Annotated in this window: 19 protein-coding genes; 13 read left to right on the top strand and 6 right to left on the bottom strand. The window is 63.0% G+C overall.

Going from position 1 to position 25659, the window contains the following annotated elements; all coding sequences use genetic code 11:
• The 4 genes from AC1ECK_RS15890 (at window position 1) to AC1ECK_RS15875 (ending at window position 3793) form a co-directional block, all read left to right on the top strand.
• Window positions 1–1215, top strand: a complete 1215-nt coding sequence (locus AC1ECK_RS15890; RefSeq protein WP_480320719.1) for an acyl-CoA dehydrogenase family protein — start codon at window positions 1–3, stop codon at window positions 1213–1215.
• Window positions 1212–1655, top strand: a complete 444-nt coding sequence (locus AC1ECK_RS15885) for an acyl-CoA thioesterase (protein ID WP_480320717.1) — start codon at window positions 1212–1214, stop codon at window positions 1653–1655. Before AC1ECK_RS15890 ends, AC1ECK_RS15885 begins: the two co-directional genes overlap by 4 nt.
• Window positions 1652–2056: a RidA family protein gene (locus AC1ECK_RS15880; protein ID WP_480320715.1), complete on the top strand. Its 405-nt coding sequence runs from the start codon at window positions 1652–1654 to the stop codon at window positions 2054–2056. The genes AC1ECK_RS15885 and AC1ECK_RS15880 overlap by 4 nt, the downstream gene beginning before the upstream one ends.
• 99 nt (window positions 2057–2155) lie before the next feature.
• On the top strand, window positions 2156–3793 hold the full coding sequence (locus AC1ECK_RS15875) for an AMP-binding protein (protein WP_480320713.1): 1638 nt from the start codon (window positions 2156–2158) through the stop codon (window positions 3791–3793).
• Window positions 3794–3870: 77 nt separating this feature from the next.
• Here the strand turns inward: AC1ECK_RS15875 and pbpC are convergent, their stop codons facing one another.
• From pbpC to AC1ECK_RS15860, 3 genes are all read right to left on the bottom strand, one after another.
• Entirely contained in the window at window positions 3871–6183 is a 2313-nt protein-coding gene (gene pbpC / locus AC1ECK_RS15870; RefSeq protein ID WP_480321069.1) for a penicillin-binding protein 1C, read from the bottom strand.
• Window positions 6184–6360: 177 nt separating this feature from the next.
• Entirely contained in the window at window positions 6361–12432 is a 6072-nt protein-coding gene (locus AC1ECK_RS15865; protein WP_480320711.1) for an alpha-2-macroglobulin family protein, read from the bottom strand.
• Between the two features lie 141 nt (window positions 12433–12573).
• The gene (locus AC1ECK_RS15860) at window positions 12574–12951 is read right to left on the bottom strand and encodes a lysozyme inhibitor LprI family protein (protein ID WP_480320709.1); all 378 of its coding nucleotides are present in this window, start codon (window positions 12949–12951) and stop codon (window positions 12574–12576) included.
• 617 nt (window positions 12952–13568) lie between these two features.
• Between AC1ECK_RS15860 and AC1ECK_RS15855 the strand changes: the two genes are divergently transcribed.
• From AC1ECK_RS15855 to AC1ECK_RS15820, 8 genes are all read left to right on the top strand, one after another.
• Window positions 13569–14651, top strand: coding sequence for a fatty acid desaturase family protein (locus tag AC1ECK_RS15855; protein ID WP_480320707.1), 1083 nt, complete (start codon window positions 13569–13571; stop codon window positions 14649–14651).
• An 11-nt stretch (window positions 14652–14662) separates the two neighbouring features.
• Window positions 14663–15676 carry an NAD-dependent epimerase/dehydratase family protein gene (locus AC1ECK_RS15850; protein WP_480320705.1) on the top strand — a complete coding sequence of 338 codons (1014 nt, stop codon included), beginning with the start codon at window positions 14663–14665 and terminating at the stop codon, window positions 15674–15676.
• On the top strand, window positions 15654–16460 hold the full coding sequence (locus AC1ECK_RS15845; RefSeq protein WP_480320703.1) for an MBL fold metallo-hydrolase: 807 nt from the start codon (window positions 15654–15656) through the stop codon (window positions 16458–16460). Before AC1ECK_RS15850 ends, AC1ECK_RS15845 begins: the two co-directional genes overlap by 23 nt.
• Complete coding sequence (locus AC1ECK_RS15840) at window positions 16460–17746, top strand: F390 synthetase-related protein (protein ID WP_480320701.1); 1287 nt, start codon at window positions 16460–16462, stop codon at window positions 17744–17746. The genes AC1ECK_RS15845 and AC1ECK_RS15840 overlap by 1 nt, the downstream gene beginning before the upstream one ends.
• On the top strand, window positions 17746–18399 hold the full coding sequence (locus AC1ECK_RS15835) for a phosphatase PAP2 family protein (protein ID WP_480320699.1): 654 nt from the start codon (window positions 17746–17748) through the stop codon (window positions 18397–18399). Before AC1ECK_RS15840 ends, AC1ECK_RS15835 begins: the two co-directional genes overlap by 1 nt.
• Complete coding sequence (locus AC1ECK_RS15830; RefSeq protein ID WP_480320697.1) at window positions 18396–19520, top strand: sterol desaturase family protein; 1125 nt, start codon at window positions 18396–18398, stop codon at window positions 19518–19520. The genes AC1ECK_RS15835 and AC1ECK_RS15830 overlap by 4 nt, the downstream gene beginning before the upstream one ends.
• Window positions 19507–20352, top strand: coding sequence for a metal-dependent hydrolase (locus AC1ECK_RS15825; RefSeq protein ID WP_480320695.1), 846 nt, complete (start codon window positions 19507–19509; stop codon window positions 20350–20352). Before AC1ECK_RS15830 ends, AC1ECK_RS15825 begins: the two co-directional genes overlap by 14 nt.
• Window positions 20353–20431: 79 nt before the next feature.
• Window positions 20432–21103 carry a glutathione S-transferase gene (locus AC1ECK_RS15820; protein ID WP_480320693.1) on the top strand — a complete coding sequence of 224 codons (672 nt, stop codon included), beginning with the start codon at window positions 20432–20434 and terminating at the stop codon, window positions 21101–21103.
• Between the two features lie 127 nt (window positions 21104–21230).
• On the opposite strand, the gene AC1ECK_RS15815 is transcribed toward AC1ECK_RS15820, so the two are convergent.
• The 3 genes from AC1ECK_RS15815 to AC1ECK_RS15805 all read right to left on the bottom strand — a co-directional run bounded on the left by AC1ECK_RS15815 (window position 21231) and on the right by AC1ECK_RS15805 (window position 24580).
• On the bottom strand, window positions 21231–22130 hold the full coding sequence (locus AC1ECK_RS15815; protein WP_480320691.1) for a nucleoside-specific channel-forming protein Tsx: 900 nt from the start codon (window positions 22128–22130) through the stop codon (window positions 21231–21233).
• Between the two features lie 393 nt (window positions 22131–22523).
• Complete coding sequence (gene thrS / locus AC1ECK_RS15810; protein ID WP_480320689.1) at window positions 22524–23756, bottom strand: threonine--tRNA ligase; 1233 nt, start codon at window positions 23754–23756, stop codon at window positions 22524–22526.
• A gap of 221 nt (window positions 23757–23977) precedes the next feature.
• Window positions 23978–24580 (bottom strand): flavin reductase family protein, encoded by a 603-nt coding sequence (locus tag AC1ECK_RS15805; protein WP_480320687.1) that lies wholly within the window; start codon window positions 24578–24580, stop codon window positions 23978–23980.
• 255 nt (window positions 24581–24835) lie between these two features.
• Between AC1ECK_RS15805 and AC1ECK_RS15800 the strand changes: the two genes are divergently transcribed.
• Complete coding sequence (locus AC1ECK_RS15800) at window positions 24836–25552, top strand: ArsR/SmtB family transcription factor (RefSeq protein ID WP_480320686.1); 717 nt, start codon at window positions 24836–24838, stop codon at window positions 25550–25552.
• Window positions 25553–25659 lie beyond the last annotated feature (107 nt).

Raw genomic sequence — 25659 nt, 5'->3', positions numbered from 1 at the left:
TTGAGCGCTTCCGGGAACCTCGATCTTCACAGCGCGCTGGCGTGGCCGTTCTTCGCAGACCGGCATCGCGAACTCGCGGCTGGTATCGAAGCATGGTGCGGCACCCATCTCGCCGATGCGGAACACGGCGGCGACGTCGATGCAAGCTGCCGCCATCTGGTGCGCGAACTCGGCGCCGCGGGCTGGCTGAAGTATGGCGTCGGCGGTACGGCTTATGGCGGTCATGGCGACACCATCGATACGCGCGCCGTCTGTCTGCTGCGCGAAACGCTCGCGAAACATTCCGGCCTTGCCGACTTCGCGCTAGCCATGCAGGGGCTCGGTTCGGGCGCTATTTCGCTCGGCGGCACCCACGAACAGAAGCAACGTTATTTGCCGCGAGTGGCGAACGGCACGGCCATCGCCGCATTCGCGCTGTCGGAACCGGAAGCGGGATCGGACGTCGCCGCGCTGGCGCTGTGCGCACGCGAAGATGGCGATGCCTATGTGCTCGACGGCGACAAGACGTGGATTTCCAATGGCGGCATCGCAGACTTCTATGTGGTGTTTGCAAGAACCGGTGAAGCGCCGGGTGCACGCGGCATCAGCGCGTTCATTGTCGACTCCGATACGCCGGGTCTGGACATAGCCGAACGCATCGACGTGATCGCGCCGCATCCGCTCGCCCGCCTGCACTTCGCGGGCGCCCGTGTGCCGCGCAGCCAGATGCTGGGCGCGCCGGGCGAGGGATTCAAGCTGGCCATGCGCACGCTCGACATCTTCCGCACCTCGGTGGCAGCCGCATCGCTAGGCTTTGCGCGTCATGCCATGGCAGAAGGCCTCGCACGCGCCGCCTCGCGCAAGATGTTCGGCCAGACGCTCGGTGACTTTCAGCTCACGCAAGCGAAGCTCGCCCAGATGGCCCTTACGATCGACAGCAGCGCCCTGCTCGTTTATCGCGCGGCCTGGTTGCGCGACCAGGGCGAAAGCGTCACGCGTGAAGCGGCGATGGCGAAGTGGCACGCGAGCGAAGGGGCGCAGCAGGTCATCGACGCAGCCGTGCAACTCTGGGGCGGCATGGGGGTGCAAAGCGGCACCGCCGTCGAAATGCTCTATCGCGAGATTCGTGCGCTGCGTATCTATGAAGGCGCCACCGAAGTGCAGCAACTGATCGTAGGCCGGGACCTATTGAAGGCCCATGCCGCCACTCATCCGGACAGCAAGAGCAAGCCATGAGCGCCACATTCGAGATGCCGGTGCGGATCCGCTTTGCGCATTGCGATCCGGCCGGCATCGTGTTCTTCCCGCAGTACCTGGTGCTGACCAATGCACTGGTCGAAGACTGGTTCACCGAGTGCCTTGGCATCGACTACGCCCACATGATCGGCCAGCGCCGTGTTGGCTTGCCGATCGTCAAGCTCGACTGCGAGTTTTCGCGGCCGAGCCGCATGGGTGAGACCGTCACGCTCACGCTGACCATCCATTCGATCGGCCGGCGCTCGATTCGCATCGGCATTGTCGGTCATTGCCAGGACGAGGTGCGCTTCAGGGCGCATCAGGTTCTGGTGACCACTTCGCTCGAGACCGGTCAGTCCATCGATATACCTGGCGATATCGCGAGCGCCCTCGCGCGATTTGCCCCACCGCCTGCCCTCACCGACGAGCCACGCTCATGAAAAAACCTCTTCTCCCCGCCGGTTGGGTCAAACCGCGCGGCTATGCGAACGGCGTCGCCGCCGTCGGCACTCAGGTATTCATCGCCGGCCAGATCGGCTGGGATGCCGAGGCGCGCTTCCAGTCGAGTGACTTCGCCGCTCAGGCTATTCAAGCTTTGCGCAACGTCGTTGCGGTGCTCAATGAAGCGGGCGGCAAACCGGAACATCTGGTGCGCCTGACCTGGTATGTCACCGACAAGCGCGAATACCTCGCGGCACTGAAAGACATCGGCCGCGCGTTTCGTGAGCTGATCGGCGACTACGACATCGCGATGAGCGCGGTGCAGGTCGTCGCGCTCATCGAAGATGAAGCCAAGGTCGAAATCGAAGCTACCGCAGTGATCCCCCACGAAGCCCACTAAACGTTCGGCTTTGCATGAGATCCGCCTTGCATTGGATCAGCCTTGCATGGGATCGGAGTAAGCGCTAAAGCGCTAACTCCGATCGACAGGAGAAACGTCATGGAACCGTCAGTTCACGTCGACACCTTCGCTCGCGACCATCTGCCGCCGCAGGAACAGTGGCCGGTCTTTCTACTCGACAATCCCGATGTCGCCTATCCGGCGCGCTTCAATTGCGCAACCGAATTGCTGGACCGAACCATCGAGGCCGGGCACGGCGAGCGGCCGGCGATCTGGTCCGACGTAAACGGCGCCCCCCGGGCGACCACATACCGCGAACTGCTGGCGCTCGTGAATCGCAGCGCCCACGTGCTGGTCGACGAGATGGGATTGCAGCCCGGCAATCGCGTGCTGTTGCGCGGGCCGAATACCCTGCAGATGGCCGTCGCTGCGTTAGCTGCGCTCAAGGTGGGCCTGGTGCTGGTGCCGACCATGCCGCTCCTGCGCGCCAAGGAACTCAAGCAGATCATCGACAAGGCGCAGATCAGCGCCGCCCTCTGCGATACGCGCCTGACTGAGGAACTCGAACGCTGCCGCGATCCGCAAGGCGAGTTCTTCTGTCCCGATCTGAAGCAGATCCGCCTGTTCCACGACGACGCTGCGGACTCCCTGGAAACACTCGCGGCAAGCAAACCGGACCACTTCACCGCCTGCGATACCGCCAGCGACGATGTGTGCCTGATCGCCTTCACGAGCGGCACGACCGGTTTGCCCAAAGGTTGCATGCATTTTCATCGCGACGTGCTGATGATGTGCGATCTGTTCCCGCGTCATGTGCTCAAGCCCACCGCCGGCGACGTGTTCTGCGGCACGCCGCCGCTCGCCTTCACGTTCGGACTTGGTGGCCTGCTGTGCTTCCCGCTGCGGGTCGGCGCCTCCACCGTGCTGATCGAGAAGCTCACACCTGAAACCTTGCTGCAGACCGTCGAGCGCTTCCATGCCACGATCATGTTCACCGCGCCGACTTTCTACCGGCAGATGGCGCCGCTGGTGCCGCGCTTCGATATCTCGAGCCTGAAGAAAACCGTATCCGCCGGTGAGGCGCTACCTGATTCGACGCGGCGTCTGTGGCGCGAAGCAAGCGGCATCGAGATGATCGACGGCATCGGCGGGACGGAGCTGATCCATATTTTCATTTCGGCGGCGGGCGCGCAGATCCGGCCGCACGCGATCGGCCGCGCCGTTCCCGGCTATCTCGTGCAGGCGGTGGACGATGCCATGCAACCGGTGGCGCCCGGTGTCATCGGCAAGCTTGCCGTGCGCGGGCCGACCGGTTGCCGCTATCTGGCCGACGAGCGGCAAACGAAGTTCGTGCGCGACGGCTGGAACCTGCCCGGCGATTCCGTCTATCTGGACGAGGACGGCTATGTGTTCTATCAGGCACGCGCCGACGACATGATCGTCTCCGCCGGCTACAACATCTCCGGCCCGGAAGTGGAAAGCGTGCTGCTGCAGCACGAGGCGGTAGCGGAATGCGGCGTGATCGGCGTACCCGACGAAACCCGCGGTCAGATCGTCAAGGCGTTTGTCGTCCTCAACCCGGGCTTCACCGCCGACGACAAGCTGGTCGCGCAACTTCAGGACTACGTGAAGAACAACGTTGCACCGTATAAGTATCCGCGTCTGATTGCTTTCGTCGACGTCCTGCCGCGCACCGAAACCGGCAAGCTCAAACGGTTTGCATTGCGCAGCCTCTAGCATGGTGGGGCGGCGCTTGATTCTTCGGGAGACGAACCCGTCAGCGCCTTTTATCGAAGCGGCTGCCTCTGCGCCGACTACTCGATCAGACTCACTTCGAGCATGCGCTGATCGATACGGCCGTGATCGTCGATCGCCCGCACGGTATAGCTGCCCGCCGTGCGCGGCTGCCAATACAGCGCCGCACCGGGATCGCTGCGGCCCACATAGGCGTCGTTGACGAACCAGTACAGCGCGTGCGCGTCGGCATCGGTGCTCGCGTTAAAGGCGATGCGCTCCTGGCCTAGCTGCTTCAGGCGCATTGCATAGACGCTGCCGCGCACGGGTGAGGTGATCTGCGGCGGGTCGCCGTCCGGCGTACCGGCGTTGCGGCACTCCGGATTTTGCGGCGGCTTGCGGCGCGGAATGCCCGCTTGCGCGAACACCTGCTGCAGATCGGAGGACCAGAACTCGTACACCTCCTCATGCGTGTGCTTGCCCGTATAGGGCGAACACGCCGGCAGGCCGCTCGCATCGTCGATCACCACCGGACGATGAACATTGCTCACGCGAATCGGCGACTTGCCTGGAATAAACCAGGTCCAACCGCGTTGCGGGCACCACTGGTTAGGCAAGTCACCGCTGGCAAGGCAGATCTGCACGCGTTTGAGATTGGCCGGCCTGGGCCTGAACGGTTCGGCCAGTTGCGCACGCTCGGCTTCGAGCCCATCGACGATCTGAAAGAACAGCGGCGCAGCGGCATCCACGCCGACGAATGCCGGATTGCCGGTGCTGTCGAAGTTGCCCACCCAGACCACCAGCACATAAGGACCGAACACGCCCGCGGTCCACGCGTCGCGAAACGCCCATGACGTGCCGGTCTTCCAGTAAACCGGCAGATGCGACGGCTGCGCACCGGTGGTCTCGTCCGGCCGCAGATGCTGGCGCAGCATATCCATCACCATGAAGCTCGCCTCGTCGCTGAGCATGCGGGTGCCGGCCACCTGAGGATCGCTGGCCCGCAAGCGCAACGGCTTCAGCTCGCCGCGATTGGCGAGCATCGCGTAGAGGCTGGCCAGTTCCTGCATGGTCACTTCTCCGCCGCCGAGCACCAGCGCAAGCCCGTAGTGCTGTTCGCTCGCCATGTGACCGACGCCCGCTTGCTGCAGGAACTGATACAGATCGGGCTGATGCAATTGCGAAGCTACCCACACCGCCGGAATATTGCGGCTGCGGTTCAGCGCGTCAGTAGCGGTGATTGGCCCAAGAAAATGGCCGTCGAAATTCTCAGGCGTATAAGGACCGAACGAGGTAGGCACGTCACGCAGCACGGTCTGCGGATGCAGCACACCCTGATCGAATCCAAGTGCATAGATGAAGGGTTTGAGCGCCGAGCCTGGAGAACGCCGCGCCAATGTTCCGTTGACCTGACCTTGTATCGAGCGATTGAAATAATCCGCGGAGCCGACCAATGCCTTGATGCCCATATCGCGCGTGTCGACCAGCATGGCCGACGCATTGCGAATCCCGATCGCGTTGTTACGCGCGACGTAGCGGGCAATCTGCCGTTCGAGGATATGTTGCAAATCCAGATCGAGCGTGGTCCGTATCCGCGATTCACGATCGTCGCTGTCCATACGCCGCGCCGCCAACACCTGCTCCACCGCATGCGGCGCTTCGAACGGCAGGCGCGACAACGGCCGGATGTTCAGCGGCAACGCGAATAACGGTTTGAGCGCGGCGTCCTGCGGATGACTCGTCAGCCAGCGCGCGTAAAGACGGTTGCGCGAAGTCGCGAGTTGCCGGTTGATCACCGTATCGGCGGCGCCCGCGCCCTGCGCAGGCACGCTCGGCAAGCGGCGCGCCGGATCCTGCGGAATCACCGCCAGCGTCAGTGCTTCCGGCAAGCTCAACGCACCCACCGACTTGTTGAAATACGCAATGCTGGCCGCACCCGCCCCTTCGACGTTGCGGCCATACGGCGCGTCGTTCAGATAGGCTTCGAGAATTTGCTGCTTCGAGTAACACAGCTCAAGCTGGATCGCACGCCCCACCTGTTTGAGCTTGCCCCACGGCGTGCGCGTGTTGAGCTGCCATAGCGAGCGCGCCAATTGCATCGTGATGGTCGAGCCGCCCTGGCGGTTGCCGTGCCGCACGTAGGTGACCCACGCGCCACGCGCGAGGCCATAGGGATTGAAACCGGGATGCCAGCGATACCAGCGGTCCTCGTGCAACAGCACGGCGTCCACCAGTTGCGGCGACATATCCTTGAGCCGCACCCACAGGCGAAAGCGGTCATCGCTTGCGAGCGTCAGGCGCAGCAGCCGGCCGTGATCGTCATAGACCGCCGTGGAGGAAGGCTTCCAGCTTTGCAGCGACGGATGCGGCCACAGGCGGCAGCCCACCAGCATGCCCACGACGAGCAGCGCACCGACCAGCCAGTTCTGCCAGCGCTGAAGCCAGCCGCCGCACGCATGCAGCAAGGATCGAAATGAAGGCACGATGGAAAAATTCGCAGAAAGCGGAAACGGCGTCGCCCGCAGGGCCACACGTCATCCGCTCTCGCGTCAGACGTGTGGCCGCCGGGTTCAGGGCGTGCGCACCACCGTGAGCATGGCGCCGCCCGGCGAGCGGGCCTGAATCCGGCGATCGTACATTGACTCGCCGAAAGCCGGCGGGACGAGGAACTTGCCGGCATTGCTAGCCTTGATGCGATAGACGAACTCCTTGACGTCCGGCGTCGCGGTTCCGTAGATCACGACGCGGTCTTCGCGGATATCGGCGTACTCGGGCTGCCACGTTGAACTTGCCAGACCGATCGGCGAGTGCCACGGTGCAGGCTGCGCATCGCTGGCATCGCTATCGCCGCTCTGGTTAGCCTGATCGCCTTGATCTGCCTGGTCGCTCTGGCCACTATTGCTCTCGTCCGCCTGGCTCGGGGCCGGCGGCGGCTCGATCACCGGCTCGAAACCGCCCGGCAGCAGATCGACAATCGCCACATTGTCCACACCGTCGTCGCCGGTGGCGCGAATCTTCACGTGTACCTCGATCTCTTCGCCGAGCGTGATCTTGTCGAGCGGCTTGCCGTTGGTGTCGGTGTAGTCGCGTACGATCTCGAGTCCATTCTTGATTGCCTTATCGGGCACGCCGCGGTCGTAACCCGCCTGGCTAGTGACCCGCCACGCCGGCAAGCTGCTGCCGTTGACGAAACGCAACCTGGTCGCCGCCGCACTCCAGCTACCCGACTGCAACAGGTTGCCCTGCAGCGTCGAGATCGCCTTGACGCTGCCGTCGGCATGCACTTCATCGATTGCCAGTTTGTCCAGACCGTTTGCGTTCGTGCTCGCATAGGCGTCGAGCGCGAGCACGGTCATGGCCGACGACAACGTATTGAACTCGTTGCGCGCCAGCGGCCCGGCGATGTTCTCCATCACCTGCGGCGAGAGTGCCTTGGCCCGCTCCGGGAAGTACTTCGACAACAGGTAGAGCACGCTCGCATCGCGCGTCAGCGGATCGGTGTAGTAGCCGTACTCGAAGCTCGCCGCATCCTGCTTGCGTTCGAGCTCACGCTGCGGTCCGGCGATCAAGGCGTTGGCCTCCTTGTCCTGCTTGAGCAGTTCGTAGGAAGCGGCCAGCCACGCCGCCGCGAGATCGTTCTTCCAGTCGTTCGGGAACGCCTCCTGCAAGCGCTTTTGCACCGCCGCAAGATCGTTGGTCGTCACATTCCCCTCGCGCGTCAGCAGATACACCGCATAGGCACGCTGGCGCAGCAGATCGAGCGTATCCATGCTGTCGTCGCTCGCAAGCTGGTGCAGATACTGGTTGCCCGCGTCGAGCATGTCGCCCGGCACCGCCACACCCCGGTCGCGCGCTTCCAGCAGGAAATGCATCGCGTACGCCGAGACGAACGGCTCCGCATCCGGTGTCGCGGACCACAACCCGAAGCCGCCCTGGCTGTTCTGCCGCGAGCGCAGCACGTCGAGCATTTGCGCCAGCGCCTGGTCGTTGGTCTGCTGCGAATCGCCATTGGCGGGCTGCAGGACATGCGTGAGCGCCGGCACCGACGGCCACTTCGAGGCGACGAGGCGCGGCACGGCCGCACTCACGATCTGCTCGCTACAGTAGTTCTGCACGTTGACGAGCCAGGACGTCAAACCTTGCGACAACACCACTGGCACCGTCGACATGCTCGCATCGCGCGAAGCGTACGCGTCGTACATCTTGCGCAAGCCCGGCAGATCGGCGTTACTGTTCGCACCGACGCGGGCAATATCGACCTGCGCGCGATACGCAGCAGCCGGCCGCACCGACAGGTCGAGGCTCTGTGTCGCCGACTTGCCGCCATAGCGGGCACTGAAGGTCAGGTTGCCTGAGCCGAGCGTCTCCGTCGCCTTGACGCGGAAAAGCGCCACGCCTTCGTGCATCTGCGCAAGATTCAGATTCTGCGACGCATTGCCGAGCACCTGAAGCTGCGGGCCGGTCTTCAGCGCTACCGTCACCGGTACCGGTTTGTCGCCGAGACCCGTGAGATTGTTGGCGACGCCTACGCTGACTTCGGCTTCGTCGCCGGGAGCGAGCGTGGTGGGCACGTTCGGCGACAACACGAAGTCGCCGCGTACCGTGGTCGCCGCTTCGACGGTGCCCACCAGATCGGGCGACACCGACACCGCCATCACCCGCAGCTTGCCGTTGAAGTAATCGGGCACGGTATAGCTCACGTCCTTCTCGCCATCCACATCGACGATGCCGGACCAATACACCACCGGCTTGTCGCGCTTGCGCTTGAACGGATTGAGCTGGCTGCCGATCGCATCATCGGCATCGCCGCCGGGCGCCGCCATTGCCATCAGTTTTTCGAAGTCCGGCAAGATCAGATCGAGAATCTGCGAGGTACCCACTTCGAGCATGCGCTTGCGGAAGAAAAACTTCAGCGGATCGCCCAGCTTGTAGCGGCCGACCTGCAGGATGCCTTCGTCCACCGCGAATACCACGGCCTTGGTCGGGTGCCCCGCATGCAGCTTGAACGTCACCGTCTGTCCCGGCTTGACCAGCGCCGGCGCATCGAGCGTCAGCGGATTGCGGCGCGCGTCCATGTTCACCGAGAACGGCACGACGCCATAGCTCAGCGGGCTCATGAAAATCTCGTCCGACGACGGATCGCGGATGTACTGCACGTTGATATAGCCGTTGCCCTCGAAACCCGCCGGCACCGTGATGTGCTGCACGGAGCTGGTGGTGTCGGCGTGGAACCACGCGTGAGCGTAGACCTTGTCGCGCTCGATGGTAATCAGGCCGCTGCCTGCATACGGCGCGCGAATGGCGATCTCCACCGGCTCGCCCTGCGCGTAATCGTGCTTGCTCAGGTTAATCTGCAACTCCGCATTGCGGTCCAGCGAACGGGACACATTGGCGTCACCTGCCACGGAATATTCGACCCGGTTGACTTCGGTTCGATCCGCACTCCGAACGATGAGTGCGTAGTTACCCGGTTTGTCGGTCGGCAAGGCGTAGTCCAGGCCGGCGGCCGGGATCGTCAGCGGATTCTCGCTGACCGGAACTTCCTTCAGACGCGAGTCGTACTTGTAGACGCCCGAATCCTGTTTGGTCAGCACCGATACATAGCGCCGCTCAACCAGTTGCGCCTTCAGGTCTTTCAGCTCGATCGACCTGGCCTGCGGGTTGATTGCGACCAGACGCACGCTCCGCGGACTGCCGCGTTTCACGTAGTCGAGGTCGTCCACCGACTTGTAACCCACCAGCCAGTCATCGCTGGAGACCAGTGTCTGTACATTCGCCGCCACGCTGCGGCCGCCCTCGGCCTCATACGCCTTGGTCAGGAAATACAACTGATAGGTTGCGTCCGCATATTTCTTGAGGTCGAGGTCGAACTCGGCATGTCCCTTGTCGTCGGTCTTGCCGTCCTGAAGATTGGTCGTGTAGCCCTCCTTCGCACGCCGCACGTCGAAGAAGTGATAGTTCTGCCAGCTACGGAATTCCGGCCACACCGGGCGCAACGTCAGCGATGCCTCGACGCGCCGGTCGGCAGCGGGCGTGCCGAACAGATTCTGCGCATCGACCAGCCCCTTCAGTTGATCGGGCTTGACCCAGCCCTCGGCGACCTGCTGCGAGAGCTTGGCCTCGACCTTCATGCGGTCCGGCAGAAACTCCTTCACTTGCACGGTGGTCGAGCCGATCGGCGCATCCGTCTTGCCGTTCTTGACGATATAGAGGTTCACCGTCCATGCGCCGGTCGGCGCTGTTTCCGAAGGCGTATAAGACAGCTCGCCAAAACCCGAAGCGTCGACGGCAAGCGGCATGCGTTTGACCGTGACACCGCGCGGATCGACGATTTCCGCCTGCAGCGGCACGCCGGAAGGACTATGCGCCCAGCTCGCCGCGCGCACGATCAGACCGATATGGAACAGATCGCCCGGCCGGTAAATGCCGCGATCCGAGAACAGATACGCGGACAACTGGCCTTCGCTGGTCGGGTTACGCTCGCCGCCCACGTCGAAGCGCGAGAAGTCGAGCTGGCGATCCTGGCCGCCCACCGGCAGGAACGACAGATCGTCGTCCTTCTTCACGACGTACAGCATCGGCTTCTTCTCGTGGTCCAGACCCTTGAAGGTCGGGAAGTGCACCACACCGTCAGCCGTGGTGTCCTGGGTGTATAGCGTCTGGCCGTTGAGCGCCAGCACCGACACCGTCGCGCCGCCAACCGGCTGGCCGCTGCGGATCGATTGCACAAACACGTCCTGGCTGCCGTCGAGCGCGCGCTTGACCAGCATGCCCAGATCCGTGACGACGATCATGCGCGTGTCGGTCGGCGACTGGTCGTCGGCGCCGCCGCTGTTATCGCTGCTGCCGTCGCTGCTGGCGTCGCCGTTGTTGTCGCCCGAGTCGTCGCCGGCGCCGGCGTCGCTGCTGGAGCCCTGGTCCTTGGCCTGCGCAGCCTTATCGGCCTTTTTCTTCTCGGCAACCGGATCGTAGGCCGACAGATGCAGCAGGAACACGCCGCGCTTGCCGTCCTTCAGATATTGACCGAGATCCACGCCCTCGTAATGCGCCTGTCCGGGACCGCTCTTCGGAAACACCCGCTTCTGCTCAAAGCGCTCGACGATGTGGTCTTCGCTAAAGTTATAGCCGAGGTCCGGCTGCGTATACGTCCCCTGATTGAAGCTCACCAGATGCTGCAACTGGTCCGGCAACACGCGGCCGATTTCAAGCTGCATGCCGGGCAGATTGCGCGAGACCACCGAAATCCGTTTGCTGCCGCTCAACGACAGCAGCGAGCCATCCGCCATGAAGTGCAACAGCTTCGGATAGTCGGGCACGGTGAAGGTCTGAACCGAGGGCTTGCCGAGCATGTAGCCGCCGAACGACTTCAGTCCGGAGGCAATCCGCACGTAGACGCGCTGCCCCGGTTCTGCGTGGAATTTGAAGCTTTGTAGTTCTGCGAATTCGTTTTCGGTGGGCACCAGTGCGAGGGCGAGCGGCTGCGATTGCCGCAGCACGCTCTCGCTCACATCTGCGCTGTCCCACTCATACGGCGGCTCGTCGTCTTTCTGGTCGACGCCTTCCTTGCGCCTCGGCAGCACCCAGGCCTTGATCAGGCCGCTGAGGTCGCTGCCGCGCACCGCGCCGCTGATTTCGGTGACGAGGACCTGTTCCGGTTCATAGCGGTCGTTGTCGACCAGCGTCGGACTCACGTTCTTGACTGCGAGGCTATACAAACCCGGCACGCGCACCACCGACGTCAACGGGTCTTTGGTGCCCGCACCACCGCGCGAACTGCGCACGCCGCTATCGAGTTTCAGTTGCACCGCGCCGTCGTCGCGCGGCAGATCGAGCGGCTGCGAGTGGACCCACGCGTTCAGCTTGAAGGCGTCGTAGGTGACCGTGAATTTGAGCGGTGTGTTGAACTTGCCGTCGCTGCCTGCCAGCGCCAGCGAGATACGTTTTTCGAATTGCGCCGTGTCGACTGGGTAGTTGAAACTCACCGGCATGATGGTTTTCTTCGCCGTCGCATTCTGCGGGTCCTGATAGAACTCCGCGTCACCTGCCTTGGCGATAAACGGCGCGAGGTCGAAGGCCAGATGATCGTCGGCCATCAGCACGTGCGGGGCAAACGCTTGCTTGATATCGAAGTCCACCTCGACATGCGCGCCAACCGGCCAGTCGGCGGCAGGCACGAAGCGCAGCGTGTGATCGTCCGCCCAGTTCCACTCACCCTTTAGCGCCGGCTTCATGGTGATGCCTTTGGTGACCGTCTTGCCGACCAGCTCGATCGGCGCGGCCGAACGCGAAAAATCCACTTCCAGCGGATGAATCGTGATCTTCGGCGTGCCGTCCGCCTGCACATACTCCGTGACGGCGGGCACCTTGGCCTGGAAGGTAATGCGCTCAGGCTCAGCGGGCTTCGGGCGATTCACATACCAATGCCAGCCGGCCCATGCCGCTGCGGCCAGCACGGCGGCGCCGAGCACGCCGCCGGCAAAGCGCCGGGGACGGCGGCGGATCGCCGCGCCCGCAGCCGGCACCCACGCCGGAGCCGACCATGAGACGCTGCCGAAGACCGGCCGCAAGATCATCACGATGAGGTGGAACAGGCCGCGCAGCAAACGCAGCGGCAGAACGAATAGAAATCGCAGAATGTCCATGCTTCCCTTGTCAAGGATAAGCGTGCGACCTCTTATCCCCGTTTCTTTTTGCTCTTGCTATTGCCGTTGAATTCTTGCTCGTGCTGCCGGTGCCGTGACGCCGGTACGCGGCGCGGGTGTTCCCTGTATCACCCGGACTGCTTACTCGCCCAGCTTGGCGTCGACACAGCCCGTGCTGCTGCATTCGCGTTCACGCTCGCGCAGGAAGGCAATGCGCTGCTGCGTCATGTCCGTTGCGCACTCGAGATTGACGAAATAGCCGTCGTCTTTTTCAAGGCTGCATTTGGCGTCGCGCTGGCTGAGCCACGCCAATTGTCCGTGCTTGAGCGTGGCCTGCTCGGCCGGCTGCAGTGCCTGCTTCACGCGATCGTATTGCTGGTTCAGGTCGCGATCGGCCTGGGAGAACTGCGTGCTCGAACAATAGACCTGGTCAAACGCATTACGGGGCTTACCGCAACCTGCCGCATAAGCCGTCATCGAAAAGGCGGCCAGCAGTAAAGGCAACGCGACTTTTTTCATGCTCAATGTATCCTTTTAAACAGGGAGAAAACTTTTACTGTTACTTAGCCAGCTTCACAGGCAGACGGATAATCCACGCCCGACGCGGGCCCAAACCCGCTCGCAAAGCGCGCTCAGTACTGGCGAGGCAAAACCGGCCTACCGGATCGTGTCAATTCGGGAACCGCCGCGGCCCGGCTGCCGCCTGCCGCGCGTAAACGACCACGCCCATCAAACCATGCTGCCACAGCCGTCCGCGGGTATGAATGCGTGCGTGAGCACGAAAGATAGACGCTTTTGCACTCTCTGTGAACCCACTGCAAACAGTTAATCGGCTTCTGTGTCCGCCTGACAATTTTTGACGCAAATTCCAAAACGTCTTATTTGTCGAAGTGCGGCACGTATGGTAGAACCATTGTCGCTATTGATTGTGACGAATTGCGGTGATTGCCGCCGTGAAATCGACTAGGCATCCCAGGCATCCGGTGCGGCAATAACTGCAGCTACGCGTTGACACGCCAAAAGCTACCGCCCAAAATCCGGCGCCATGCCTGCTGTGTATAAAACAGCCGCTTGTAGGTTTATCACGGACACGTAGACCATGATTTGCAGCCGATTGCCAAACCCAGTCTGACCGAATGCGCCCGCACTACCTTCCGTCCAGCACCTCGCCGTTTTCGACCGAACTCCGCCGCGAAGTCGCCGCCTACCTCGCGAGCAAGCCGGACCATCGTTTCGGCAATGCGCTGACCTGGCTGAAGGCGGGTTGCCTGCTGGCAATCGCCTTTGCGCTGTTCGCAGCGTGCCTGCGCGCCCACAGCGCCGCCGCGTTCCTTGCCGATTACATCGGCATGTTTCTGGCCGCCGTGATGCTGTCGGTCAACTCGATGCATGACGCATCGCATGGCGCCCTGTCCCGCTTCAAATGGCTGAACACGCTGGTCATGCGGGCGGTCACGCTGCCGCTCGGCATCGAGCCCGCCTATTGGCAAGCGCGCCATGTGTTCTACCACCACGCTTATCCGAACATCGAGCATCACGACCTCGATACCGAGGCCAATCTGTTTCTCCGGCAAACCCCGTTTCAAACCTGGCACCCGCATTTTCGCTTTCAACATCTGTATTGGCCGGCCATTGCCGCGCTCTCGCTGCCGTATATCAACTGGATCTACGACTGGTCGGATCGCCTCGGCAAAACGCCGCTCGCGCAAGACCGCCTGCTGCCCGGCTTGCGTGGCTGGATCCTCTTCGTCGGCTCGAAGCTGATTCACTTCGGCGTATTCCTGCTGCTGCCGCTCGCGCTCCGGGGCCATGACGTCGGCTACGGTACGGTGTTCGCCGCTTATATGGCAGGCCAAACCCTTGCGTCGTGCATCCTCCTGATGCTGATTCTCGGCACGCATTGGGCCGAAACGCAGTTCTACCTGCTGCCCGACACCGACCGCCTGCCGCACACGCGCGACGAACACGTGTTCCTGACCTGCTGCGACTGGATGACCCGGCCCGCCTTTGTCGGCGCCTGGCTCGGCGGCCTCAATCATCACCTGACCCATCATCTGTTCCCCGGCTACGGCCACCGGCACTATGCTGCGATTGCGCGGATCGTCGAAAGACTCGCGCGGCAACACGGGCTGCCTTATCGGGCCATCGGCTACGCTGAACTGCTTTCGAGCCAGCAGCGCTTCCTCAGACAGATGGGGCAGCCGCCCGGGAATCCTTAAGTGAGTTCGACATGACGATCCTCGTCACGGGCGCTACCAGCGGGCTGGGCCGCAACGCGGCCGCATTTCTGGCACAGCAGGGTCTCAGCGTACGCGCCACCGGACGCAATCGTGCGCAAGGCGAGGCGCTGCGCGCACTCGGTATGGAATTCGTCCCGCTCGATCTCGCCGGCGCCGACACCGCCGCCCTTCAACCGCTGCTGCGCGGCGTCGATACGGTATGGCATTGCGCCGCGCTCTCGTCGCCATGGGGCGCATGGCGCGATTTTCACGCGGCCAATGTGCAAGCCACCTCGCACCTCGTTCAGGCCGCGCTCGCCAACGGCGTGCGCCGCTTCGTGCATATCTCGACGCCCTCGCTCTATTTCGACTTCACGCACCGGCTCGATATCGACGAAAGCTTTCACCCCGCGCGCTACGTCAACCACTATGCAAAGACCAAGGCGCAAGCCGAGGACGTGATTCGCGAAGCCGCCGCCGCGCACTCTCAGACTACCTTCGTCATGCTGCGGCCGCGCGGCATTTTCGGTCCGCACGACCGTGTGCTGCTGCCGCGCATTCTGCGTCTGTTGCGCGAGCGCCGCGGCCAATTACCGCTGCCGCGCGGCGGTGCCGCGAAGATCGATCTGACCTATGTGGGCAACGTGGTGCACGCCATGCATCTGGCCAGCACCTCCGCACAGGTCCGCTCGGGCGACGTCTTCAACATTACCAACAACCAGCCGACTTCACTGCGTGACGTGCTCGACGCTTTGCTCACGCAGCTCGGCATTGCCTACCGGATCAAGAACGTGCCTTATCCGGTCCTCGACGCAGCCGCTCGGGCGATGCAGGGCTGGGCAACGGTCAGCGGACGTGAACCGCTCTTGACGCGCTATAGCGTCGGCGCGTTGAACTACGACATGACGCTCAGCACGCGGGCAGCGCAAGAGGTACTCGGCTATCAGCCGCTCTGGACGCTCGATCAAGGCATCGAACAGACAGTCAACTGGATCAAGGCACATGGCGACGATTACGGTCTTTGAAGCCGGCTATTGCACGCACATGGCATGCATGGCGCTAAAGGGCGCGGGCCTTGCCACCTGCCGGTTTCCCTCACGCGCGTACCTGATCGAAACGGCGCGCGGGCGGTGGCTGTGGGACACGGGCTACGCGCAGCACTTCTACGACCACACGAAAAGCGGCCTGTTCTCGCTGTATCGGCGCGTCACCCCGGTTTACTTCGAGTCGAAAGAGGCGGTGGTCAATCAGTTGAAGGCGCACGGTATGCAATCGCGCGACCTGACCGCAGTGATTCTGTCGCACTTCCACGGCGACCACATTGCCGGTTTGCGCGATCTGCAAGGCGTGCCGACCTATCTGTCGGGCGCCGGCTGGAGCACCACCCGCGTACTGCGCGGCATCGGTGCATTGCGCAAGGGCTTCGTGCCGGGTCTGATTCCACCCGGCTTCGAGTCGTCCACCGTGTTTGTCGAGAGCTTCGAACGGGTTTCTCTGCCGGCTGAGCTCGCCCCGTTCCGCCAGGGCTTCGGCGTGCCTAATGCCAGCTCGGAAGTCATCCTGATCGAATTGCCCGGGCACGCGGCCGGCCATCTCGGCGCCTTCGTCAACACGACTGAGGGCTGGGTGCTGCTCGCGTCGGACGCGGCCTGGTCGCCGAAAAGCTATCAGCAACTGGTCGGACCGTCGGTGATAGCCCATGCCATCATGGACAGTCCCGCTGAGTACCATCAAACCTTGCGCGACCTAAACGCGTTGCATACCGGCGGCCGGGTGAAGATCTGCCTCACGCATGAAGGAGCGTTGTAATGCGCATGCCGCAGACGCTCTGGTCGTACTGGCAAACACGGCGCCTGCGCTTCGCGAGCCGCGCGGCGCTCGAGCAGTATCAGCAACGCCGCCTCAGTCATTTCATCGAGCGGCACCTGGCGCGCAGCCCGTGGTTCGCCCAGTATCTGTCGCACCCGCTGCAAGCATGGCCGCTGATGAACAAAGCGGTGATGATGGAGCATTTCGACCGCATCAACACCGCCGGGCTCAAGCTCGACGACGTGCTCGCCTGCGCGATGCATGCGGAACAGTCGCGTGACTTCAAGGCCACCGTGAACGGCTACAGCGTCGGGTTGTCGACGGGCACCTCGGGCTCGCGCGGCGTGTTCGTCGTGAGTCCGCAAGAACAGGCAAAGTGGGCCGGCGTATTGCTCGCCAAGCTGCTGCCCCGCAGACTCTTTCATGGCGAACGGGTCGCCCTGTTCCTGCGCGCGAACAATAATCTGTATGCCTCGGTGCGCAACCCTTGGCTCTCGTTTGAATTCTTTGATCTGTTCGAGCCGTTCGAGGCGCATTTCGAGCGGCTGAACCGGTATGACCCGACCATCGTGGTCGGACCCGCTCAGGTGTTACGAAGTCTCGCGCTTGCAAAAACGGCAGGATACCTGAGCATCGCCCCCGGCAAAGCCATCTCCGGCGCCGAGGTGCTTGATCCGCCCGACAAGGCGCTGATCGGCGCCTCGCTCGGCACGGTCGGCGAGGTCTATCAGGCAACCGAAGGTTTTCTGGCCGCCACCTGCGCTCATGGCACGCTGCATCTGAACGAAGCGCATATCCACGTCGAACCGCAATGGCTCGACGAGGCGCGTTTTGTTCCGGTGATTACGGATTTCACGCGCGTCACGCAGCCGATCGTGCGTTACCGGTTAGACGACATTCTGGTGCGGCGCTCGGCGCCCTGCCCGTGCAACAGCCATGAAATGGCGCTGGAGCGCATCGAAGGACGCTGCGACGATCTGCTGCGTCTGCCCGGTCAAGACGGCGCACAAGTGGAAGTATTCGCGGACGGTCTGTCACGCGCCCTGGCGCAGACCCTGCCGCGTTCGGCCGACTACCGGCTGGTGCAAACCGGACCCGCGTCGCTCTCGCTCTACGTCGACGCACCGGGCATGCCGCTCGAGCAGTATCAGGCCGACCTGAGCGCCTACCTGCAGCGTATCGGCGTCGCTGCAGCGCATCTGCAATGGGAACTGCACGCTTCCTTGCCTGCGCCCGATTACAGCGCCAAACGCCGGCGCATCACCCGACGCTACGAGACACGCTGATGAACCTGCTTGCCCGCCTGCGGTTCATGGTGCTCGGATGGGGTTCGGTCGGCTTGGCGTACACGACCGGCCGCCTGGTTTCCGGCGCCCCGGCCGTGCTTCCCGAGACCGCGCTCGATCGCCTGATTCCGTTCGACCCCGCAGGAATCTGGCTATACCTGTCGTTCTTCGTGCTCGTGCCGCTCGCCTTTCTGGTGACCGAGGCGGAGCGCGTGCGCGGCCTCGCCCGCTCGATGCAACTTTGCGCGCTGCTATCCGCGATCGTTTTCGTGCTGTGGCCAACCACGCTCATCTATCCGCCGATCCCAACCGGCGCGGCGAGCGCGGCGATGCTTGGCGGTCTGATTGCTTCGGACTCCACCCAGAATTGCTTCCCCTCTCTGCATGGCGCACTGACCTTGCTGTGCGTCGCCGCACTTTGTAGCCGTCGCCGGCCCGTGCTTAGCATGCTTACCGTGTTGTGGGGGTTGGGTATCGGCTGGTCGGTGATTCAAACGCGCCGCCACCTTGCGATCGATCTCGGCGCTGGGGTTCTCCTCGGTTGCGCGAGCGGCTGGCTCGTCGCGTATCTGAGCCGGCGGCGCGCAACTTCGGCCTCTACCCATGCCGAATCCGCCGCCGCGTTCGAGAACACACTGGAAAGCGAATCATGAATGCAATGGCCCTTCCGCTGCTCATCACGCTAGCGTGCGTCCTGCTTGAGCTGGGGTACTCGCGGGCAAGACACAGTGTAGCGATTCCATGGCGCGACGTGATCCTGAACCTGAATTCAGGGCATATCCTGATGTGGTTCTTCCGGGGCGTCGAAGTCGCCGTGTTTGCGTGGATCCTCGCGCACTTCAGCCTGCACTGGCTCGATCGCTGGCATCCCGCCGCCGTATGGCTCTTTGCGATCCTCGCGTGGGACCTCGGCTTCTACTGGATGCATCGGCTGCATCACTCGTTCGCCGTCCTATGGGCCGTTCACGTCGTCCATCATGAGGGCGAGCACTTCAATCTGTCGCTGGGTATCCGCAACTCCTGGTATTCGTCGCTAACCACCCTGCCATTCACCTCGATTCCGCTCGCACTGGTGGGCGTGCCGCTCGAAGTCTTCATCGCCGTCTCGACGCTGCACTACACGGTGCAGTTCTATAACCACAACGGGATTGTCGGCCGTTCCGGATGGCTGGACCGGTTCCTGGTGACGCCCGCCAATCACCGCGTGCATCACGGACACAATCGCGAGTATCGCGACCGCAATTTCGGCGGCACCTTCCTCATCTGGGACAAGCTGTTCGGCACCTTGCAGCGCGAGCTGCCGGGTGTGCCGATCGAGTACGGCATCGCCACGCCCACCCAATCGACCAATCCGTTCTGGGCGAACACGGTGCCGGTGCTGCGCTATGCGGGACTGCGCCTGCCGCGTCTGAGCGGCGGGCCGCGCGTTCCCGTGTCCGACGCGGCCATCGCCGCCGGCGGCCTGCTTCTGTTCGGCATCGTCACCTACTACGTGCATCGTAACGGGACGTGGCCCGGACTCGGGCAACCGGTGTTCTTCGCCCTGATCTTCGCCGCCACGCTTGCTCTGGGCGGCATGTCGGATGGACGCCGCTGGGGCGTCGTGAGCTGGCTCGCAATCGCGGCGCTGTCGTCGAGCGTCATGCCGCTGTGCTTCGGACTGCGCGATCCGCTGGGTTTGAGCCTGCTCGCAGTCCTGGTCGTCCATAGCGTCGTGACCGCAGCCGTCACGCTGCGTCTCGAGAAAAAAGCGCCTCCGTATGTCCAGACCTGAGATTCGTCGCCGCGACCTCGATTTCCATATGAGCGACGCTATTCCCGTCTGCTGGCTGGACGGCGAATGCCATATCACGCGCCACTACGACGCCTTGTCGATCATGTTCCCGGAAGGCGAGCGCGCCTTCATCGAGAGCGTCCGCCTGTTTCGCGACCGGATCGCGCCGGACACGCCACTGGCGAGAGAAGTGATCGGCTTCATCGGCCAGGAGGCGATTCATCGGCGCGAACATCAACGCTATAACGCCCGACTCGCGGCACAGGGCGCGCCAATCGACGCGCTCGAGCGAAAGGTCGCCCGCCAGCAGGAGATTGCGCGCCGCTATCTGCCGGGACGCGTGCGGCTCGCCATCACGATCTGTCTTGAACACTTCACCGCGATGCTGGCCGACCAGATGCTTCGGCATCCGGCCACCCTGAAGGGCGCGGACCCGCGCATGGGTCGCATCTGGCTCTGGCATGCAGTGGAGGAAACCGAACACAAAGGCGTCGCCTTCGATGTCTTCACACTGACCCTCCCCAACCCGGTTGCGCGCTATGCGTTGCGCTGCGCGGCGATGCTGTGGGTCACCGCCATCTTTACGGCGCTTTCATGGAGCTTGACCTTTAGTCTCGTCAAACACGACCGGCGCCTCACCGACTGGCGCGGCTGGGGAAGATTGCTGGGCTACCAGTTCGGCTCGCCCGGACCGCTCAGGCGCATCGTGCCGCACTGGTTCGCCTGGTTCGCGCCCGGCTTTCATCCCTGGCAACACGACAATCGCGAACTCGTGCGTGAGGCTTACCGGAATGACGGCGTGCCGTGGGACAACCGCCGCGAGGAACTATAGATGCGACTGGGCTGGAGACTCTAACCCGCGCTCTGCCAACGCGGCTATGATGTGGCACCCTCCCGGCCCGGATCTCTCCATGCCGACCGTCCATCATCTGAACAACTCACGCTCGCAGCGCGTCCTGTGGTTGCTTGAAGAACTCGGCGTGCCCTATGAGATCAAGCGCTACCAGCGCGACGCCCAAACCATGCTGGCGCCGCCGGAATTGCGCGCCGTCCATCCGCTCGGCAAATCGCCGGTCATCACGGACGACGGCCTGACTATCGCCGAATCGGGCGCCATCATCGAATATCTGGTGGAGCGCTACGGCCAAGGCCGCCTCGCGCCGGCTGCCGGAACGCCCGAGCGTCTGCGTTATACGTACTGGCTGCACTACGCGGAAGGCTCGGTAATGCCGCCGTTGCTGCTCAAGCTGGTAGCCTTGCGGATCGGCAGCGCACCGATGCCTTTCTTCGCCAAGCCGATTGCCCGCAAGATCGCCTCGACGCTCCAATCGAGCTTCGTCGATCCGCAGATCAAGCTGCACCTTGACTATATCAACGACGCGCTGACACCCACCGGCTGGTTCGTCGGCAACGAATTCAGCGCCGCAGACGTGCAGATGAGTTTCCCGCTCGAAGCCGCCACCGCACGCAGTGGAGCCCATGCGGAGCTTGCGGCTATCCGCGGCTTTCTCGAGCGCATCCACGCACGACCGGCATATCAGCGTGCGCTGGAGCGTGGCGGCAAGTATGACCTGCTGAGCTAAGTACCTGAGCCAGGTCCAGGTTTGGCGCGCGGTGCGAGCGCAGCACGGTCACATGGTGGTGATCCGCACTACGCATCGATTGTCAAACCGCATCCAGACGGTCGCGGTCGATCACGCGGTCAAAGACTCAGAACTGATAGCCGACGCTGGCGTAATAACCCCAGCCGGTCGAGCGGTTCGGGAAAGGACCGTTGCCAAAGTCGAGGTCGCCGCCGCCCCACTGCCCACCGTTATGGAAGTAGCGGGCCGCGGTCCAGAAGCGCCAGTGAGTGAAGGAATAAAGCAGCACGTTTGTCGCCACGAAAGCCGTATCGGTGCGGCTATCGTTGCCGGTCTCTTCGCGCAGCTTCGAGCCGAAGTCGTAGTTGAAGAAGCCGATATAGGTCAGGTTGCCACCATGAAACGTGCCGAGCGGATAGATGTATTTCATCTGGGCACGATAGCCGTCCCATGAGTTCTCATTCGCCGCGCCGTAGTTCTCCCATTGCCGGCGCACGTAGAGATTGGCGGACAGAATGAGCGGCGTATGCGTGTCGATGTCCGTGCCGAAGCCGCTATACAGCGTATTCTGGCGACCTGCCACGTTGTAGCCCTGATCATAGATCCAGTCGAACGCGACATACCACTGCTTGAACGGCCCAAAGCCAAGGTGCTTGCCGACCAGGTCGTCGATCGAAACGCGCGGTTCCTGCTCGCTGAAAAGCGGCGAGCCTCGATCCCACATGCCGGTGTCGTGCGTGCTGCCGACTCCAAAGACTTTCGGTGCATCCACATAGCCGTACAGATCAAACGGACCTTTCCTGCCGAAGTATTCGTACTCGAGGTACATGTCGTTGGTTTTGTATGGACCGAAGCGGATATCCTTCGAGCCGATCAGACCGAGGCTCTGATGAAACCAGCTCGACAGATAAGGTGACGATTCGGCCGGTGGAGGCACTGGAGCCGGTACGCCGGCGCCGATCCCCGCGACCGTGGAGTCGGTGGCGTCATCAGCCCATGCCGGAGGGGCGATCAGCAGATTGGCCAAGGCGACAATTCCGATTCCGCTTATCAGCGCACCGCAACCTCTTACAAAGTCCAACCGTTTCTTAACAACTGTTTTATTCGCAGACCTAATCGCCATAATTTGAGCGAGTCCTCATCATTGTTGATCTTCTGGAGCAGCCGTGCGGTTATGCAAATTTCATTGAACCCCGGCCGGGGCACCGCCAGACAGCACGGACCGCATGGTTTATGTGCATCGACGCCCCAATGCTGACCATGTAGTCAACTTTTAGCGCGACGATGCAGCGGCGCGCTGACAAATGCATGAACCGTGCCAAAGCTGTCTAAGCGGTCAGGATTCTAACTGCCCGCCGGGCCCGAGGGGAGGTCGCGTAAACGCTTATCGGGCCGAAGCCCGATGCGTTATGCATAGCGCTTAAGCAATGCGGCCAAGCCCCGCACTTCGCAAGCGCTCAACACCTTCGGCAAGCGCAAGCACCACCTGCTGCCCATCCCGTTGGCGAATACTGATCGTCTGGTCTCGCTCATCGCGCGGCCCAACAGCGACGAAAATCGGCACCTGCTTTTCACGCGCATCGAAGATTTTTTTCTCCAGCAGCTCAGGGCGATCATCGAGGACAACCCTCACGCCAACCTCTTCAAGCGCTTTCACGACTTGCGCCGCATAAGCCGCGCTGGCGTCGTTGATCGTCGCCACCGTGACCTGGTCCGGCGCGAGCCACATGGGCAACCAGCCCTCATGATGCTCGAGCAGCAACGCAATGAAGCGCTCCATGCTGCCCAGCACGGCATGGTGAATCATCACGGGCCGTTCGCGCTCGTTGCGCTCGTTGACGTACTGCGCATCGAGCCGCTCCGGCAAGACGAAGTCGAGCTGAACCGTACCGCATTGCCAACTCCGCTCGCGGCTATCGATCAGATGGAATTCCAGCTTAGGGCCGTAGAACGCGCCCTCGCCTTCGCGCACCTCGAACTTCAGTCCGGCCGCAAGCGCGGCTTTGGCCAACGCCGCTTCGGCGCGATCCCACACGTCATCGCTGCCGGCGCGCAGCGCGGGGCGCGTCGCTAAAGCTACCGAGAAAGCAGGAAATCCGAGGTCGGCGTAGACATTGCGCAGCAGATCGCAAAAGCGTCCGACTTCGCTTTCTATCTGCGCTTCCATGCAGAACACGTGGGCATCGTCCTGGACGAACGCGCGCGTGCGCTTGAGTCCCTCCAGCGAGCCGGACGGCTCATCGCGATGACAGGCACCGAATTCGCTATAGCGCACCGGCAATTCTCGATACGAACGCACGCGCTGATTGAACACCTGAACGTGGCAAGGGCAGCTCATCGGCTTAAGGCAGAGCGCGCGCCCTTCCGAAGAGGCATCGTCTGCATGGTTCTCGCACGGTCTTTCGGAGAACGAAAACATGTTGGCGCCGAACTTCTCCCAATGCCCGCTGCGTTCCCATAGCGAGCGGTCGAGCAGTTGCGGCGTGCGGATCTCGCGGAAGCCCTCGCGCCGCATTCGCCGGCGAATATAGTCCTCCAGCACGCGGTACAGATCCCAGCCTCGTGGATGCCAGAAGACCATGCCGGGGCCTTCCTCCTGCTGGTGGAAGAGGTCCAGCTTGTTACCCAATACGCGGTGATCGATGTCGTTCATAGTACGCTCCGTTTGCTTCGAACCGTCGACGGAGGGCCATAAACGCCAAGGGCCCCGTCCGTCTCCGGCGGGGCCCTTGGGGGTTTGCTGCAGCTTGCTTCTCTAGCGCGCGCAACCTCCAGACGCCCCGCCCATGAGGGTGGTCGTCGTGGTGGTGACAGCCGCGAAGGAGAATGAATAGAGATGCATGAATCGACAATAAACGATCTGATAGCGATACGTCAATCGACACCTGCGGGAATCTGCGGCGCCCCCGGCTCTGCCGGCGCCACTTCGAAAGCGTCACCGGTGGCGAAGAATGTCCCGCCGGCTACGTAGTGACAGGTGCGCAGGTCCGGATCGTCGCCGAAATGCCAGCGGTTCTTCGAATAGACCCGGCTATCGGCATAGGCCGCCACCACTTCGCCGATGATCAGATCGTGGCGCTGGCTGTCATCGGGAATCACCTTGCATTCGAGCCACGTGATGCAGCCGGCCAGCATCGGCACGTCGATGCGCTGGCCCGGAAACGTCTCCAGACCGAACGCGGCGAACTTGTCGAGTTCTGCGCCCGGCGTCGTGCCGACCGCGAGCGTTTCTCTGGCGAACCCACGGCTTGGCAGTTGCAGGCCGAACACGCCGCTCGCTTCGATCAGTTGCCGCGTCAGCGTGCGGCTGTCGACCACCACCACGACCTTGGGCGGATCGAAATCGAGCGGCATCGCCCACGACGCCGCCATGACGTTCGTGCGCCCCGCATGGGCGCTGGTAATGACGGTGACCGGGCCGTGATTCAATAGCTGGGTCGCCCGTGACAATTCCACTGCTTCTCTGGTGTCTTTCATACGTCCCTTCATCGTTCAAAACTGTCCATCGATCCGTGCGGCGGGCCCGCTCATGCTATGCGCGCTACATCGCATTCTAGCCAGGCTGCGAATCTTGCGCGCTCGCAGGAACCGGCGGCGATCTGCGAACCGCTGCGGTCTCTGGCGGATACCCGAGCGGGCGCGCCAGAACGTTTCGACGCGCATCGAAGCATGCGGCCCGCGCGAGCGCCTATGATGGCAACATCGCAGCAACCAGCTTGCATGGGATCGATCATGTGCCCTCACCCGAATATCGCGTCCACCGCCTTCCTGATCGCCGATCCGGCCCGCGCCAGCATGCTTATGGCGCTGGTCGAGGGGCGCGCGCTGCCGGCCGGCGAGCTTGCCTACGCAGCCGGCGTCACCGCACAGACCGCCAGCACGCATCTGGCGAAGCTGCTGGCCGGGGGCCTCGTCGAAGTCGAGGCGCAGGGGCGGCACCGCTATTACCGGCTAGGCGGATCACATGTGGCGCTGCTGCTTGAAAACCTCGCCTCCGTCACGCCGTTGAGCCGGCCACGCGTGAAGCCGCTTAGCGCGAACGCGCAGAAACTGCGCTTCGCGAGGTGCTGCTACGACCATCTGGCCGGGCAACTCGGCGTGGCGATGACGCAGGCGCTGGAGCGCCGCGGCGTGATCGTGGCGGCAGCGGACAAGCAGTTCGAGGTCACGCCAACTGGAATCGAATGGTTCGGCCGCATGGCTTTGAACGTGCCCGACCTGCAACCCACCCGGCGCGGCCTCGCGCGCCAATGTCTCGACTGGTCGGAGCGGCAGCATCATCTGGCAGGGCCGCTCGGTGTGCACTGGATGAACCTGCTGTGCACGAACGGCTGGTTGCGGCGGGTCAAGGCTACGCGCGCGGTGCAGGTGACGCCGCAAGGCTGGGTGTGGCTGAAGGAGCAACTGGGCATAGAAGGCAGACTGGGAGAGCTGGCGCACGATGCCTGAGGCGCCCCGGCTCGAACTGATGCCGCTCGAGCCGTGGTTCCGTAGTTTGTGGCCGACAGCGCAGCGTCACGGTGACTGGCTTGCACAGTGCGCGCAGACGGCGCGCG

The organism is Paraburkholderia sp. SSBN10T, from assembly GCF_056619545.1.
The sequence above is the reverse complement of the archived record's forward strand: the minus strand, read 5'-3'. Positions and strand labels throughout refer to the sequence as shown.

Coding starts and splice junctions, on each gene's coding strand:
- AC1ECK_RS15820 (WP_480320693.1), top strand. CDS start 20,432: ATGCCGACCGTCCATCATCTGAACAACTCACGCTCGCAGCGCGTCCTG.
- AC1ECK_RS15885 (WP_480320717.1), top strand. CDS start 1,212: ATGAGCGCCACATTCGAGATGCCGGTGCGGATCCGCTTTGCGCATTGC.
- AC1ECK_RS15830 (WP_480320697.1), top strand. CDS start 18,396: ATGAATGCAATGGCCCTTCCGCTGCTCATCACGCTAGCGTGCGTCCTG.
- AC1ECK_RS15845 (WP_480320703.1), top strand. CDS start 15,654: ATGGCGACGATTACGGTCTTTGAAGCCGGCTATTGCACGCACATGGCA.
- AC1ECK_RS15805 (WP_480320687.1), bottom strand. CDS start 24,580: ATGAAAGACACCAGAGAAGCAGTGGAATTGTCACGGGCGACCCAGCTA.
- AC1ECK_RS15880 (WP_480320715.1), top strand. CDS start 1,652: ATGAAAAAACCTCTTCTCCCCGCCGGTTGGGTCAAACCGCGCGGCTAT.
- AC1ECK_RS15865 (WP_480320711.1), bottom strand. CDS start 12,432: ATGGACATTCTGCGATTTCTATTCGTTCTGCCGCTGCGTTTGCTGCGC.
- AC1ECK_RS15875 (WP_480320713.1), top strand. CDS start 2,156: ATGGAACCGTCAGTTCACGTCGACACCTTCGCTCGCGACCATCTGCCG.
- AC1ECK_RS15850 (WP_480320705.1), top strand. CDS start 14,663: ATGACGATCCTCGTCACGGGCGCTACCAGCGGGCTGGGCCGCAACGCG.
- AC1ECK_RS15860 (WP_480320709.1), bottom strand. CDS start 12,951: ATGAAAAAAGTCGCGTTGCCTTTACTGCTGGCCGCCTTTTCGATGACG.
- AC1ECK_RS15840 (WP_480320701.1), top strand. CDS start 16,460: ATGCGCATGCCGCAGACGCTCTGGTCGTACTGGCAAACACGGCGCCTG.
- AC1ECK_RS15800 (WP_480320686.1), top strand. CDS start 24,836: ATGTGCCCTCACCCGAATATCGCGTCCACCGCCTTCCTGATCGCCGAT.
- AC1ECK_RS15855 (WP_480320707.1), top strand. CDS start 13,569: ATGCGCCCGCACTACCTTCCGTCCAGCACCTCGCCGTTTTCGACCGAA.
- pbpC (WP_480321069.1), bottom strand. CDS start 6,183: ATGCTGGTGGGCTGCCGCCTGTGGCCGCATCCGTCGCTGCAAAGCTGG.
- thrS (WP_480320689.1), bottom strand. CDS start 23,756: ATGAACGACATCGATCACCGCGTATTGGGTAACAAGCTGGACCTCTTC.
- AC1ECK_RS15835 (WP_480320699.1), top strand. CDS start 17,746: ATGAACCTGCTTGCCCGCCTGCGGTTCATGGTGCTCGGATGGGGTTCG.
- AC1ECK_RS15825 (WP_480320695.1), top strand. CDS start 19,507: ATGTCCAGACCTGAGATTCGTCGCCGCGACCTCGATTTCCATATGAGC.